The organism is Dietzia lutea (assembly GCF_003096075.1).
Lineage (GTDB): Bacteria > Actinomycetota > Actinomycetes > Mycobacteriales > Mycobacteriaceae > Dietzia > Dietzia lutea.
The window spans coordinates 2,758,609-2,773,452 of the sequence record NZ_CP015449.1; the positions used below are offsets into that span (position 1 = coordinate 2,758,609).

13 protein-coding genes and 1 pseudogene are annotated in these 14,844 nt (G+C 71.4%); 10 read left to right on the forward strand and 4 right to left on the reverse strand.

What is annotated here, in order from left to right; translation table 11 throughout:
* The first annotated feature begins 11 nt into the window (after positions 1-11).
* Positions 12-800, forward strand: coding sequence for an SDR family NAD(P)-dependent oxidoreductase (locus tag A6035_RS12625; RefSeq protein ID WP_108848061.1), 789 nt, complete (start codon positions 12-14; stop codon positions 798-800).
* 16 nt (positions 801-816) lie between these two features.
* Here the strand turns inward: A6035_RS12625 and A6035_RS12630 are convergent, their stop codons facing one another.
* A complete protein-coding gene (locus A6035_RS12630) occupies positions 817-1,071 on the reverse strand; it encodes an LLM class flavin-dependent oxidoreductase (RefSeq protein WP_108848062.1) in 255 nt (84 codons plus the stop codon).
* A gap of 77 nt (positions 1,072-1,148) precedes the next feature.
* Between A6035_RS12630 and A6035_RS12635 the strand changes: the two genes are divergently transcribed.
* Positions 1,149-1,553 (forward strand): four-helix bundle copper-binding protein, encoded by a 405-nt coding sequence (locus A6035_RS12635; protein WP_108848063.1) that lies wholly within the window; start codon positions 1,149-1,151, stop codon positions 1,551-1,553.
* A 13-nt stretch (positions 1,554-1,566) separates the two neighbouring features.
* Here the strand turns inward: A6035_RS12635 and A6035_RS12640 are convergent, their stop codons facing one another.
* Positions 1,567-2,043, reverse strand: coding sequence for a hypothetical protein (locus A6035_RS12640; protein WP_108848064.1), 477 nt, complete (start codon positions 2,041-2,043; stop codon positions 1,567-1,569).
* A 142-nt stretch (positions 2,044-2,185) separates the two neighbouring features.
* Here A6035_RS12640 and A6035_RS12645 point away from each other — a divergent pair, with 142 nt between their 5' ends.
* Entirely contained in the window at positions 2,186-2,944 is a 759-nt protein-coding gene (locus A6035_RS12645) for a hypothetical protein (protein ID WP_108848065.1), read from the forward strand.
* Between the two features lie 99 nt (positions 2,945-3,043).
* Here the strand turns inward: A6035_RS12645 and A6035_RS12650 are convergent, their stop codons facing one another.
* A complete protein-coding gene (locus A6035_RS12650) occupies positions 3,044-3,337 on the reverse strand; it encodes a hypothetical protein (protein ID WP_108848066.1) in 294 nt (97 codons plus the stop codon).
* Positions 3,338-3,553: 216 nt separating this feature from the next.
* On the opposite strand from A6035_RS12650, the gene A6035_RS12655 reads away from it, so the two are divergent.
* Positions 3,554-4,141 carry a hypothetical protein gene (locus A6035_RS12655; protein WP_108848067.1) on the forward strand — a complete coding sequence of 196 codons (588 nt, stop codon included), beginning with the start codon at positions 3,554-3,556 and terminating at the stop codon, positions 4,139-4,141.
* On the opposite strand, the gene A6035_RS12660 is transcribed toward A6035_RS12655, so the two are convergent.
* A complete protein-coding gene (locus A6035_RS12660; protein ID WP_108848068.1) occupies positions 4,116-4,793 on the reverse strand; it encodes a TetR/AcrR family transcriptional regulator in 678 nt (225 codons plus the stop codon). The two genes, A6035_RS12655 and A6035_RS12660, sit on opposite strands and share 26 nt — an antisense overlap.
* Positions 4,794-4,928: 135 nt before the next feature.
* Between A6035_RS12660 and A6035_RS12665 the strand changes: the two are divergent.
* From A6035_RS12665 to acnA, 6 genes and pseudogenes are all read left to right on the forward strand, one after another.
* Positions 4,929-6,043: pseudogene (locus tag A6035_RS12665) on the forward strand (Rv3169 family protein).
* A gap of 31 nt (positions 6,044-6,074) precedes the next feature.
* On the forward strand, positions 6,075-7,202 hold the full coding sequence (locus tag A6035_RS12670; protein WP_108848069.1) for a TIGR03617 family F420-dependent LLM class oxidoreductase: 1,128 nt from the start codon (positions 6,075-6,077) through the stop codon (positions 7,200-7,202).
* The gene (locus A6035_RS12675; protein ID WP_244192436.1) at positions 7,199-9,775 is read left to right on the forward strand and encodes a PEP/pyruvate-binding domain-containing protein; all 2,577 of its coding nucleotides are present in this window, start codon (positions 7,199-7,201) and stop codon (positions 9,773-9,775) included. Before A6035_RS12670 ends, A6035_RS12675 begins: the two co-directional genes overlap by 4 nt.
* Before the next feature lie 474 nt (positions 9,776-10,249).
* Entirely contained in the window at positions 10,250-10,486 is a 237-nt protein-coding gene (locus A6035_RS12680) for a hypothetical protein (RefSeq protein WP_108848070.1), read from the forward strand.
* Between the two features lie 220 nt (positions 10,487-10,706).
* Positions 10,707-11,744, forward strand: coding sequence for a TerC family protein (locus A6035_RS12685; protein WP_108848071.1), 1,038 nt, complete (start codon positions 10,707-10,709; stop codon positions 11,742-11,744).
* A gap of 186 nt (positions 11,745-11,930) precedes the next feature.
* On the forward strand, positions 11,931-14,744 hold the full coding sequence (gene acnA / locus A6035_RS12690; RefSeq protein ID WP_108848072.1) for an aconitate hydratase: 2,814 nt from the start codon (positions 11,931-11,933) through the stop codon (positions 14,742-14,744).
* The last annotated feature ends 100 nt before the right edge of the window (positions 14,745-14,844 follow it).

Sequence of the window (14,844 nt, forward strand, 5' to 3'; positions counted from 1 at the left end):
TAGAGGTGGGTATGGGAACTCTCGACGGACGCGTGGCAGTGGTGACCGGGGCCGGGATGGGCATCGGTCGCGGGATCGCGGGCGCGCTCGCCCGGGAGGGCGCCTCGGTGGTGGTCGCCGAGATCGACGAGGCCGCCGGCACCGAGACCGCCGCCTGGCTGCGCGACGAGTGGGGCGCGCAGGCCGAGTTCGTCCGCACCGACGTCACCGACAAGGGCCAGGTTCTGGCCATGGTCCGGACCGCGGTGGATAGCTTCGGCCGGCTGGACGTCCTGGTGAACAACGCATGGAAGGGCTCCGGTTTCGCCCGGCTGGAGAACATGACCGACGAGAAGCTGCGATCTGGCTTCGACATGGCCGTGATGGCCGCATTCTGGGCCATGCAGGCCGCGTTGCCGGAGCTCGAGAAGCACGGGACCGGGCGCGTCATCAACCTGTGCTCGCTCAACGGGGTCAACGCACACATGTACTCGGTGCAGTACAATGCGGCCAAGGAGGCGCTACGCGCCCTCACCCGGACCGCCGCTCGCGAGTGGGCGCCGCGCCAGGTGTGCTGCAACGTCATCTGCCCCGGCGCGCAGAGCGAGGCCTACCGGCGCGTGGCCGAGGCGAACCCGGAGATGGCGGCGGGCATCGCCGCCGCGAATCCGATGGGCCGCGTGGGAGACCCGCTGGACGACATCGGATCGGTGGCGGCCTTCCTCGCCGGCGACGCCAGCCGCTACCTCACCGGTAACACCCTGTTCGTTGACGGCGGTGCGCACATCAACGGCGTGCAGTGGGCACCGGAGGTGGACTGATCCACCATCGCTTCCGCTAGCCGGCCGTCCACCATCGCTTCCGCCAACCGAACGCCTCGGCCAGCAGTGCGTGCGACCGTCGGCGGGCCGCGGCGATGAGCAACTCGGGATGGTGCGAGGAGCCGGATCGGCTCAGGTGGTGTTCGGCGAACCAGATCCGGTGGAACCCCGCCGCTTCGGCGTGACGCGCGGTCTCGAGGGAGTCGGCCAACGCATCGGTCTCCGTGCTCCCCGGCGTGACGGTTCCCAGGTCGACGATCGACAGCTTCACTCGCACTCCTCATCTCGCGGATGTTCCGCCGAGATTTTCTGCCTTGCCACGGCTGCCCACAACGGTAGCCTGGGCATATGAGCACTTCCGAGATGATCAGGTCCCATCCGAATCCGACCGACGGGCTCGACGTCGAGCTGCTCTCCCAGGCCCTGGACGCGGCCGCGGCGTGCGCGTCGATCTGCTCGTCCTGCGCCGATGCCTGCCTGGCCGAGGAGTCGGTCTCCGACTTGCGCGACTGCATCCGCACCGATCTAGACTGCGCGGACGTCTGCGCGGCCACCGCGGCGCTGCTCAGCCGCCGGACCGGCAGCAACCTCGAGGTGGTCAAGGCGCAGCTCAGCGCGTGCCGGACCGCCTGCGCCGCCTGCGCTGACGACTGCGAGCAGCACGCCGACATGCACGAGCACTGCCGACTGTGCGCCGAGGCGTGCCGTCGGTGCGAGAAGGCGTGCGCTGACCTCCTCGCCGCGATCGGCTGACCGACCCTCCGACTCAGCGCCCCGTGGCGCGCGCCAGCGACTCCACGATCCGGCGGCCACGCTCCGGCGACTCGACTCCCGCCCGGATCACGCGGCCGTCGTGGAGGTGGAACGCGACGCAGGTCGAGGAATGACCGGCGTCGATGAAGATCTCGCCGTCGCGGCGCAGCGATCCGCGGGTGCCCCATTCGCGGCCGATCGGCGCGACCGCCTCCACGCGAACGGACCGGATCTGTTCGGCCGGGATGCGCCTGCGCCACAGCGGGAACAGCGCAATACGGACGAGCCCGTCGTCGGCGGAGATCGTCGTGCCACCGGCCCAGTACACCGACACGGCGGCCACGCCCAGCGCGAAGAGGGCGAACGCCGGCAGCAGAGCCACCTGTCCGGCCAGCGCCCCCGCCAGGAGCGCCACCAACGGGACCAGTGCGAGCGCGGTCACGCCCCAGCGGTACTCCGTCGGCAGCCTGTTCCCGTACACCCTGTCCACGAGGTCGACCTTAACCAGTACTGGACGGCCGCCGACTTACGTTCTCCCAGTTCAGCCCCGAGCACAGCCGGATAGTGAGGTAACGCTTACCGCACGCGCGGCGATGTAGAGCGCGGGAGAGGGACGGTTCGATGTCTCCCGGATGAGCACCCCGCCGACCGGCGCGGGTGCCTGGCGAGGGGGCACGATGATCGGTTTCTGGCGGTCCGGCGACAGACGGCGGGCCGGGGAGGTGCGCCGCGATGCCGTCGATGCGCTCGCCGCCGACACCGCGCGGGGCGACGGCGTGACCGGCCCGCCGCCCGCCTCCCCGTCGTCCGATTCGGCGTCTCACGCAGCGCTCGGTTGGACGATGGTCGCGGTCGCGGCGGTGGTGCTGATGTTCCTGCTGGCCCCGTTCGGTCCGCGGGGCGCGTCGTCGGCCATCAATCCGGCCACGTCCACGAAACCCGATGCGCCACTCGAGTCGACGAGTCCGCAGACCTGGGTGCTGTCGTCCACGGTCGTCACCTCGTTGCCCGCCGACGACGCGGCGCCGGAGGCCGGGCTCGACGGCACCGATGCCGCGGGCGAGCGCCCGTCGCCGTGGACCATCCGGGTGCCTCGGACCGCTCCAACCGGTCCGGCGGAACAGGGGGCCACCGCCCCGACCGCCTCCGCATCCGTCACCGCCGGCTCGCCGACCGCCCGCGCGTCGACGTCCGTGCCGGCCACGCCGACCAGCTCGGCGGGCGGGTCGTGCGCGCCGTCGTCGCCCACGGCCACCGCCTCGTTGCCCGCCGTCGACGGCGACGGGACCGGAGGGGGCGGTGACGCCGGGCCAGGCGAGCTCAGATCCACGTCGGGCCCGAACGGCGACGCCGGCCCGGCCGCGCCCACCGACGGCGCCTGCGGAGGCTGACCGGGGCGGACGGGCCCGTGCGGCGCGCGCCACGCCTCTGTTGGCAGTAGTGGCGACGCCGACGAGCTCAACCTCCCCGGAGAGGGTTCAGAAGTCGTGCTAGCGGGTCAGTCCGCGTGTGGCCTCGGCGACGGCGCGGTCGGGGGCCCGGAGTTCATACGAGGCGGGCAGCGGGGTGGGCGCCAGGTCCTGAGCGCGGGCGCGGGCGGTGAAGGGGCGTGCGCCGGGTCCGCCGATGAGCTGGACCGCGACGACCACGCCGACGAACACCATGAGCGTGAGGAGAGCGAGCAGCATCCAGGTGGTGTTCGCGAGCAGGGCGGCGCCGGCGTCCAGTTCCGCTGCGGCTACGGCGCCGGTCAGCGAGGTGGTGATCGTGGTCAGGGTGCTCATGGTGGGGCCTTCCGTCTCAGCGTCTGCCAGAGATTCGGAGTCCGCCCGCGTCGGGATGGGTGGGCGTCCCTGGGATGTTCCCCGAGGCGCGCGTGCCGGGGGTCGGGGTGACCCTGATCCTGACCCGGATCTTCCGTCCGCACGGCGTGAACATGCGGCGGTGGGGGTTATGTTGGTGGGAGTCCCACCCTGCCCCGAGCCTCGAATCGAGTCACCATGAACGAGCAGTACCCGCGGCGCCAGGACGGGCCGTGGACCGAGGGCGGCCACGACAACCGGGACCGCTCGGCGCTGCCGGACCACCTGAACCCCACCGAGCAGTTCCCCACGGCGCGGTACCCGGCGGAGCAGTTCCCGACCGAGCGCCTGCCGACCGCCGAGAGCGTCGAGCGCTACTCGGGGCACCGTGAGCCCGAGCCCTACGCCCGGCCGGCCGGGCCGCGGCCGGTCGAGCCGCAGCCGTTCGCCCGACCGGCCGAGCCCCAGCCCTACGGGCGGCCGGCCGAGCCGCTGGCCCACGAGGGCGGTTTCCCCTACGGCATGCCGCCGGCCGCGCCGTACGGGGCACCCTCGCCCTACGGGTACGGCGACCCGTACATCCCGCAGCACCTCCACGTGCCCCCGCCGCAGTTCCAGCAGGGCCCGTACCCGCAGCAGTTCGGCTACCCGCCGATGCAGCAAACGGTCTACGTCCACGGCGCCCCGGCGAAGCGGGTCAACCACGCCCTGCACCTGATCCTGACAATCGTGACGTTCGGGCTCTGGCTGCCGGTGTGGATCATCCTGGCGATCGCCAACTCCTGACGCGCCCCGGCCACCGCTCGGTGATGAGCGCGGTCACCTCGTCGACCCACTGCTCGTCCAGCGCGGCGTCCTGACTGACGAGGAGCCGGAAGATCGCCGCGCCCGCGACGACCTCGGCGAGTACCGGCAGCGGGTCGTCGGCGCGGCGGGAGCGGCCGAACCGCGACTCGAACGCGGGCAGGTCGCCGGCCAGCCGCGCGATCATCCGTGCGTGCAGCTCGGGGTCGGCGACGGTGTCGGCGATGAGGCCGGGCAGCGCCACGCGCAGCTCGGGCCGGTCGAACATCGAGCGGATCGTCTCGACCAGCGCGCGGATGTCCGACTGCTCGCTAGAGTCGGCCGACGGCACGACGCCGGGAACCGCCTCCGCCTCCAGCACGGCCTCGTGGACGAGCTGCGCCTTGCTCGACCACCGTCGATAGAGCGCGGCGGTGGTCGTCCCGGCGCGGGCGGCGATCGCCGACAGGGTGAGCGCCGGGTAGCCGGTCTCCAGCAGCAGCTCGCGGGTGGCGGCGATGATCGCGGCGTCGATCCGGGAGTCGCGGGGCCGTCCCCCGGCGGGCCCGGGTGCTCGTCCGTCGGCGGCCCCGGGCCCTCGTCGGCCCGCGGACTTCGCCGATTCCCCGCGCGCGGTGCCGCCGTCTGCTGTCATGGTCTCACCCTAGTTCCGATGCGACGCGCATCGTATCTACCCACCGCCGACCCGACCGCCGACCCGGCCCCCGTGTCGGGCCCCGGCCCGGGTCCACCGCGCGCCGCCCGGAGACCCGCACCGAGGGAGTGTGCCGTGCAGCTGAGCCCGCTCGACGAGTACCCCATCCACCAGACGCCCGCGCCGCTGACCTGGCCCGCGACGTCGGACCGCAACTTCTACGACCGCTCCTACTTCAACGTGCTGGACCGGCAGGGCCGCTTCATGGTGCTCACCGGCATCGGCTACTACCCGCGCCTGGGCGTGAAGGACGCGTACTTCGTGATCCGCCGCGGGGACACGCAGACGGCGCTGCGCCTGAGCGACGCGATCGACGACGACCGCCTCAACCCGCACGTCGGCGGCTACCGACTCCAGGTGATCGAGCCGCTGCGCGAGCTGCGCCTGACGCTCGAGCGCACCGAGGGCGTCGCGGCGGACCTGACGTGGCGCGGCCTGTTCCCCGCCGCGCTCGAGGAGCCGCACTCGATGGTCACCGACAGGCGGGTGACGCTCCAGGCGAGCCGGTTCGCGCAGGTCGGCACGTGGGGGGGTGGATAGAGGTCGACGACGACAAGGTGGAGCTGACGCACGGGAGCACGGTCGCCGCCCGGGACCGCTCGTGGGGCATCCGTCCGGTCGGTGAGGCCGAGGCGCCCGGGAGGCCCGACGACTCGTTCCGGGGGATGTGGTGGCTGTACCTGCCGCTCGCGTTCGACGACTTCCAGCTGTTCCTCATCCTTCAGGAGGACCCCGATGGGCACCGCAGCCTGTACGACTGCACGCGGCGGTGGAGGGACGGGCGGGTCGAGCAACTCGACGGGGTGCGGGTGGAGATCGACTACCGCTCCGGCACCCGCATCCCGACCGGCGCGCGGGTGGAGTTCCTCAACCGCGCGGGCGAGCGGATCCGGCTGGAGGTCGAGTCGCGACTGTTCTCGCCGATCGCGTTCGGCTCGGGCTACGGCGGCGACCCGACGTGGTCGCACGGCAGCTGGAAGGGCGAGAACTTCGCCGAACGCATGAGCTTCGACCTGACGAACCCGCAGGTCATGGCCGGTGCGGCGTTCAGCCTCATCGACCACGTCGGCCACGCCGTGTGCACCGAGGCCGACGGCACCCGCCGTGAGGGTGCGGGCCTGTTCGAGCACGGGGTGCTGGGACCGCATCACCCGTCCGGCTTCTCCGACTGGACGGACGTGGCGCCGTGACCGGCGCCGCCGCGGCGAGAGAGACGCGCCGATGAAGGTCATGACCGCACTGTTCGGACCCACCGACGCGGTGCGTCGCGCTCAGGAGCTCAAGGAGGCCGGGGCGTCCGGGGTGTTCACGTTCGAGGGACCGCACGACGTGTTCACCCCGCTCGTACTGGCCTCGCAGGTCCGCGGGCTGGATGTGATGTCCAACGTGGCGATCGGTTTCCCGCGCAACCCCGTCCAGCTCGCGCACCAGGCCCACGACCTGCAACAGCTCAGCGAGGGCCGCTTCATCCTGGGCCTGGGCACGCAGATCCGCGCCCAGATCGAGAAGCGCTACGGCGCCGACTTCGACCGTCCGGTCGAGCGGATGCGCGAACTCGTCGGCGCGCTGCGGGCGATCTTCGACTCCTGGGCCACCGGCGAGAGGCTGGACTTCCGCGGGGAGTTCTACCGACACACCCTCATGACGCCCACGTTCGTCCCGCCGCCCTCGCCGCACGGCCCGCCGCCGATCTACCTCGGTGCGCTCGGCCCGCGGCTCACCCGCGCGACCGCGGAGGTCGCCGACGGCCTGCTCGTCATGCCATTCGGGACGACGACGTTCCTGCGCGAGCACACCATGCCCCACGTCCGGGCGGGCCTGGCGGCCGCCGGCCGCGGTGAGGACGGGTTCGAGGTGGTGCCCGAGGTGATCGTGTCGGTCACCGGCGCCGGCGCCGGGCCCGGCGGCGGCGGTCGGGGCGGTGGCGGTCGGGGCGGTGGCGGTCGGGGCGGTGGCGGCGCGCGGGACGACGACGAGCACGCGTCCACCCGCAGGTTGTTGGCGTTCTACGGCTCCACGCCTGCGTACAAGCCTGTGCTGGACGCGCACGGGTGGGGCGATCTGCAGCCCGAGCTCAACGCCATGAGCAAGCAGGGGCGATGGCAGGAGATGTCGTCGCTCATCACCGACGAGATCCTGCACACGATCGCCGCGTGCGGCACCCCGGCCGAGGTCGCCGCGCACATCCGCGAACGCGTGGAGAGCGTCGGCGGGATGGGCGGCAGCAGCGCCGGCGGGAGCGGCGGCGGCGGGGGCGGCGGCGGCGGCCGCGTGTGTCTCTATCAGACCGGGCCGATCGCCACCGACGCGCTGGCGCAGATCGTCGACGAGCTGGCGGGTCGGCCATGAAAACCGTCGAGCTCCAGCAGGTCACCGACGACCGCTACGGAGGCAAAGCCGCAGGCCTGGCCGAACTGATCCGACTGGGCCTGGACGTCCCACCGGGCTTCGTGATCGTGGATGCGGGGGCTGACCTCGTCGTCGTCGACACCGGACCCACCGCAACCACCGTCCCCGCCGCGCCCACCGCGCCCGCCTCACCGGCGGTCGGGTGGTTCCACCGCATGGCCGACGCCGGCGCCACCCCGGTCGCGGTGCGTTCCTCGGCGGTGGGCGAGGACGGCGCGGCGCAGTCGTTCGCCGGCCAGTACGACACGGTGCTCGGCGTGGACTCGGCCGAGGCACTGGCCGACGCGGTGCGGACGTGCGTGGCGTCGGCGGCGTCGCGGCGCGCGGCGGCCTACCGCGGCGAGACCCGCTCCCCCGCCCCGATGCACCTGGTGGTCCAGCAGATGGTCGACGCCCGGGCGGCCGGGGTCGTGTTCACCGCCGACCCCACCACCGCGCGGCGCGACCTCATGGTGATCGACGCCGTCGCCGGACTGGGCGACTCCCTGGTCGACGGCACCGCCTCCCCCGACCACGTCGTCCTGGATCCCGCCGGCCGGATCGCTGTGCGCGAGGTCGGCGGGGGGCCGGTCGTGACGGAGGCGGAGATCGCCGCAATCCGGGCCGGAGCGCTGCGCGCCGAGCGGCACTGGGGCCGGCCGATGGACCTGGAGTGGGCGATCGACCGGGCCGGGCGACTGTGGTGGCTGCAGGCGAGGCCCGTCACCACCCTGCCCGCGGACCTCGGCGACAAGGACTCCACGCTCGCGGGCGCCGATCACGTGTACACGCGCTGCAACATCGGCGAGATGATGCCGGGCGCGTTCTGCCCGCTCACCGAGTCGGTCTCGGGGTACGCGATCGACCACGCGATGCAGATGGTGCAGGTGGTCGCCCGTGCGCAACCGGCCTACGAGCGATCGTGGCTGCAGGTCGGGTACTTCTCGGGGCACATGTTCCTCAACCTCACCGAGGGGACGGCACTGAGCTCCGGACTGCTGGGCAACTCGCTCGAGCAGTTCTCCACCTCGATCTGCGGGCGGGTGGTGGACGAACTCGTGCCCAAACCGCCGCAGCCGTTCCTTCGGCGGCTCGGCAACACCGTGCGGCTGTCGACGTTCGCGCTCACCGCCGGGCCCGCCGTGCGACGACTCGGCGAGCAGATCAGCGGCTGGGGGATCCCCCGCGGCAGCGACCCACTACAGGTGTGGCGACAGCTCGAGGCGGGCGTCGACCTGTACTGCGCGGTGACGCTGACGCACGTGCGGTCGTCGTCGAGGGCGGCCGTGGCGGCGAACGTCCTGGAGAGCACGGTGGTGCGGCGGGCCGTCGCCGCGGGCGGCAGCGAGGACGACGGTCGCGCCGAGGCGTCCCGGCTGATGGCCGGCGCGGACGACGTGGAGAGCGCCGTGATGCTGGCCGAGCTCGAGTCGGTGGTGCGCGCGCTCGCCGCGGACGAGCCCGCCACCGACCGGTTCCTCGCCGCGGACCCGGGGGCGGCGGTCGCGGCGGTGCTCGCGTCGGCCGACACGTGGGGCGTGGCTTTGCGGCGGTTCCTGGCCCGGCACGGCCACCGCGGGTATCGCGAGCTGTGCATGCGCGACGCCTCGTGGGCCGACGACCCCGAGGGCCTCGGCGCGATCATGCAGGCCATGGTGCGGTCGACGCTGGCGCGGGGTGGGCAGATCTCGGCGGTCGCGGCTACCGCGGCTACCGCGGCGACCTCGGCGACTGCCGCCGGGCCCGAGCCGGGGTCGCGGGCCATCCGGGTGCTGGCCCGGCTGGCGCGGGGCGGCGCGCGGGGTCGCGAGGAGACCAAGTCGAAGATGGCGCTGATGGCACACGCGCTCAAGCGCGGCTATCGACATCTCGGCGAGGTGCTCGCGGCGGACGGGCGGTTGCCCGATGCGGACCTGGTGTTCTTCTTCGACCGACCCGAGCTGGCGTGCGTTCTCGGTGACTCCGACCTCGTCACCGGCGGGCTCGGTCTCGGCGAGCTCGGCGCCGGCGCTGGGCGCGGCAGCGGCAGTGGGCTCGACGGCGGCAGCGACCGCGCGGGCGCGGCCGGCGCGGCGACGGTCGCCGCCCTGATCTCCCGCGCCGAACAGCGCCGCGAGGCGCTGGCCTACCAGGACGCGCTGGAGTTCCCGGACGTCTCCGTCGGCCGGCCCGTGCCGCTCATCGCGCGGCCGCCGCGGGAGGCCGCGGGCGGAGAGATCGTGGGCCGACCGGCGAGCCGCGGAACGGTCGAGGGCGTGGTGCGGGTGGCGCGCTCGATCGTCGACGCCCGCGAGGTCCGGCCCGGCGAGGTGCTCGTCGCGCCGGTGACGGACGTGGGCTGGACGCCGTACTTCACGGTGATCGCGGCATTGGTCACCGACATCGGCAGCCCGGTCTCACACGGTGCGGTGGTCGCGCGCGAGTACGGCCTGCCGTGCGTGGTGAACACCATCGTCGCCACGCAGACGCTGCGCACCGGCGACCGCGTCCACGTGGACGGAGACCGGGGCGTGGTGACGCGGTTGGAGGGGTGAGGAGCTCGGAGTCCGTGTGGCCGGTCTCCGCCCGGACCGAGACCACCGACCGGGGCGGGGCGTAATGCCACATACGAGCGGCAACCGGCTACGGCCTGCCCACGAGCGGCCCGAATCGACGACCTGCGGATTAAAAGTCCGTACCTCTGTCCCCTCGTCTATAGGCCGGGACGGCGGTAACCGCCGATTATGGGCGGCTCGGCGACGTCGGGCTGGCCCTGGCCCGTGGCCCCTGCTGCAACGCCCTCACTCCATCGCGCGGTCACACCTGCTCATGTTTTCCCAGGTCAGCTTCGCCACCACGCCGCATTTGTGACCACTCGCGGGAGGTTGGGGCGCGGCGAGTCCTGCGTGCGGCGCTGGTAGCCGACCGTGACGGCGGTGGAATCGGATGCGACAAGGGCTGAGTCCTCGGCCCTTGGTCCACGGGCCGACGCGCTGCCCAGTGGCGCGGCCAGCGAGAGGCTGCTAGACGTGGAGGTCCACGCGCCCCCACGCCACGAGGAGGACGAGATGATCACCGAGGAACCCATCGACCCGGACGAGTACACGCCGGGCCCCGATTCGGTCACCGCTCCCGAGGAGTACGAGCCCGAGGTGACCGTCGACGACCCCTTCCGGGAAGCGAATCCCGCCGATGTCGCGGAGCAGGCCCTGGAGCTGCCCGCGGACGACGGCGACGCGGAGGGGTCTGACGACGACGTCGACTGACCGCCGACCAATCGAGTCCGAGGGGCCGTGCGTTCACCGCGGCCCCTCGGTCGTTCGCCGGCCACCGTTGCGCGCGATTCACCACTGCCGCTAATCTGACCCAACCAGAAGGGGAGTATCCCTCAACGCGTCGTCGTCACTACGGTCCACGGATCCGGCGACGCGGGCCGAGCAGGCCGGGAGAGACCTTCGATCACCCACTGATCGAAAGGTCCCCGTTATGGACACCCCGCTCTGGCTCTGGTTCGCCGTCATCGCCTTCATCGTCGTGATGCTTGCGATCGACCTCGTCGCACACCGCCGGGCACACGTCATCGGCGTCAAGGAAGCGGCCGCGTGGTCGGCGGTCTGGATAGCGCTCGGAGTCGGCTTCGGCGTGATCGTCTGGGTCGTCTGGGGCGCTGACTTCGGCCAACAGTACTTCGCCGGCTACCTCATCGAGAAGTCCCTGGCCGTGGACAACGTCTTCGTCTGGGCGATCATCTTCGCCCACTTCGCGGTGCCGCCGCAGTTCCAGCACCGGGTCTTGTTCCTCGGTGTGCTGGGCGCGCTGGTGTTCCGTGGCATCTTCATCGCGGGCGGCGCGCTACTCATCCAGAACTTCTCGTGGGTCCTCTACATCTTCGCCGCGTTCCTGCTGTACACGGGTTTCCGCATGATCCGTCAGCGCGACGAGCACCTCAACCCGGACCAGTCGCGCGTGCTGGGTGCCTTCCGCCGGGTCGTGCCCATGTCGGACACCTTCCACGGACAGCGACTGCTGGTCCGCAAGGGCGGACTGATCATGGCCACTCCCCTGCTGGCAGTGCTCGTGCTGGTCGAGACGACTGACGTCGTATTCGCCGTCGACTCCATCCCCGCCATCTTCGCCGTCACCGACGAGGTGTTCCTCGTCTTCACCGCCAACGCGTTCGCGATCCTGGGGCTGCGCGCGATGTACTTCCTACTCGCCGATCTGGTCCATCGGTTCGTGTACCTCAAGATCGGCCTGGCGTTGGTGTTGATGTGGGTGGGCGTGAAAATGCTGCTGAAGATCGACGTCTATTACATCCCGACCCCGCTCTCGCTGGCCGTCATCGCGACGATCCTCGCCGTGTCGGTGGTAGCGAGTCTGCGGGCGACCCGCGGGCAGGAGCGACAAAGTCTCCCGACGCCGGCCGAGCCGCCGTTCCACATCGCCACCCCAGACGAGGATGCCCAGCTCGAGCCGCTGTTGCGCCGCGCACGCTCCCGCGAGCGCTCGGGGACTCCCGCCTGAGCCGTCGCTCTGGCGAGCTGGCGGCGTAGGTCCCTGAGACCCCGCCCGTCGCTGGGCGTTTCAACCCGAACCCTGGTTCGCGCGACGGCCTATGACTTTCCATGAACCAGGGTAGGGTCGGGCTCAACGCCGGTGAGCCCCTCACTCGCACGGCTCCATCGGCGCCATCCTAGGAAGGGGCCGATCATGAGTGTCAACAGTTTCAATTCGCGAGACGCGCTGGCAGTCGGAGGCGTCGACTACGAGATCTACCGACTCGACCGCGTGTCCACCGAGGTACCACTCCCCTACAGCCTGAAGATCCTGCTGGAGAATCTTCTGCGCAACGAGGACGGCCGCGTGGTGACGGCCGAGCAGGTGGAGGCGCTCCAGCAGTGGAATCCCCGGAAACAGGTGGATCGAGAGATCCAGTACACGCCCGCCCGAGTCCTGATGCAGGACTTCACCGGAGTGCCGTGCGTCGTCGACCTGGTTGCGATGCGCGACGCGATCACCGATCTGGGCGGGGACGCCAAGAAGATCAACCCGCTGATCCCCGGTGAGCTGGTGATCGACCACTCGATCATCGCCGACGTCTTCGGCCGCCCGGACGCCTTCCAGGTCAACGCCGACCTCGAGTTCGGACGCAACCAGGAGCGCTACCAGCTCCTGCGGTGGGCGCAGGAGTCGTTCGCCGATTTCCTCGTGGTCCCGCCGAACACGGGCATCTGCCACCAGGTCAACCTCGAGTACCTGTCCCGGGTCGTCTTCACCCGCGAGGGCACCGAGGGCATGATCCAGGCCTACCCGGACACGCTGGTGGGCACCGACTCGCACACGCCCATGGTCAACGGCCTCGGCGTGCTGGGCTGGGGCGTCGGCGGCATCGAGGCCGAGGCGGCTCTCCTCGGTCAGCCGATGAGCATGCTCATCCCGGAGGTCATCGGCCTCAAGCTGACCGGCGAACTGCGGGAGGGCACGACCGCCACGGACCTGGTCCTCCACGTCGCGGAGTTGCTGCGTCAGACCGGCGTGGTCGGCAAGTTCGTCGAGTTCTTCGGACCCGGCGTCTCCAGCGTGCCGCTGGCCAACCGGGCCACGCTCGGCAACATGAGCCCGGAGTACGGGGCGACGTGTGCGATCTTCCCGATCGACTCGGAGACGCTCGACTACCTGCGGCTGACCGGCCGGTCGGAGGAGCAGATCGAGCTGGTCGAGGTCTACGCCAAGGAGCAGGGGCTCTGGCACGACCCGGACAATCCTGCCGAGTACACCCAGGTCATCGAGCTCGCCCTGGCGAGCGTGGAGCCGTCGATCGCGGGTCCCCGGCGCCCGCAGGACCGTATCGAGCTGGGCGAGGCGCCAGCGGTCGTCCTGAGTAATCTGGCGGAGGAAGCCGAGCGCTCGGGTTCGGGTTCGGACGACGGCAGCGTCGACGACGCCTCGGCGGACTCGTTCCCCGCCAGCGACCCGGTCTCCCCCGGCGCCAGCACCGCCAAGAACGAGCCGCCGCGCCAGTACTCGGAGGAGCAGCTGACCGCCAACGCCGAGCTCGGATGGCCCAGCGACCCGGCGGAGGTTCTGCTGGGCGGCGACTCCCCCGTGATCGTCGACCACGCGGACGTCGTCATCGCGGCGATCACCTCGTGCACCAACACGTCCAACCCGTCGGTGATGATCGGCGCGGCGCTGCTCGCCAAGAAGGCGGTCGAGAGGGGGCTCGAGCCCAAGCCGTGGGTCAAGACGACTCTGGCCCCCGGATCCCGCGTGGTGACCGACTACTACGAGCGGTCCGGCCTCACCCCGTACCTGGAGCAGCTGGGCTTCGACCTGGTCGGGTACGGCTGCACGACGTGCATCGGCAACTCGGGGCCGCTGACGCCGGCCGTCAGCAAGGCGGTGGGCGACAAGGACCTCAACGTCGCGGCCGTCCTGTCCGGCAACCGCAACTTCGAGGGGCGCATCCACCCCGAGGTCAAGATGAACTTCCTGGCGTCCCCGCCGCTGGTCATCGCCTACGCCCTCGCCGGGACCATGCGTAAGAACCTGCTCGAGGACCCGTTGGGGACCGGTTCCGACGGCGAGCCGGTCTATCTCCGCGACATCTGGCCCAGTTCGGCCGAGATCAAGGAGGTCGTCGACGCCAACCTCGAGGCCGACATGTTCACCAAGGGCTACGCCGACGTCTTCACGGGCGACGAGAACTGGCGCGGGATGAGCGTGCCGGAGGGCGACAAGTTCGACTGGAACGAGGACTCCACGTACATCCGGCGGCCACCGTACTTCGACGGCATGTCCGCGGAGCCGGAGCCCATCGGGGACATCACCGACGCCCGCGTGCTGGCTCTTCTCGGCGACTCGGTGACGACCGACCACATCTCCCCGGCGGGAGCCATCAAGGCCTCCTCGCCCGCCGGGAAGTACCTGCAGGAGCAGGGCGTCGAGCCGGCGGACTTCAACTCGTACGGGTCGCGGCGCGGCAACCACGAGGTGATGATCCGCGGCACCTTCGCGAACGTGCGTCTGCGCAACCAGCTGGCGCCCGGCACCGAGGGCGGCGTCACGACGCACTTCCCCAGCGGCGAGCAGACCAGCATCTACGACGCGTCGATCCGCTACGCCGAGGAAGGCGTGCCGCTGGTCGTCATCGCCGGCGCCGAGTACGGCTCCGGCTCGTCGCGCGACTGGGCGGCCAAGGGCACCAAGCTGCTCGGGGTGAGGGCCGTGATCGCGGAATCGTTCGAGCGGATCCACCGGTCGAACCTCATCGGGATGGGCGTGCTGCCCCTGCAGTTCCCCGAGGGCGAATCCGCCTCCAGCCTCGGGCTCAAGGGCGACGAGGTCTTCTCCATCACCGGACTCGACGGCCAGGATTCCGTCCCGGGCGAGGTCACGGTCCGCGCGGGCGAGAGCGACGACGCGATCGAGTTCACCGCGAAGGTCCGCATCGACACCCCGGCTGAGGAGACGTACTACCAGCACGGCGGCATCCTGCCGTACATGCTGCGGCAGATGCTCTGACCGTAGGAACCGCGCGGCCGGCCCGGTCAGCACCGGCGCCGCCCGCGCGGCCATCGGCCGTCTCCGCCGCCGGCACCGGGTCGCCGACTCGGCCGCCAGT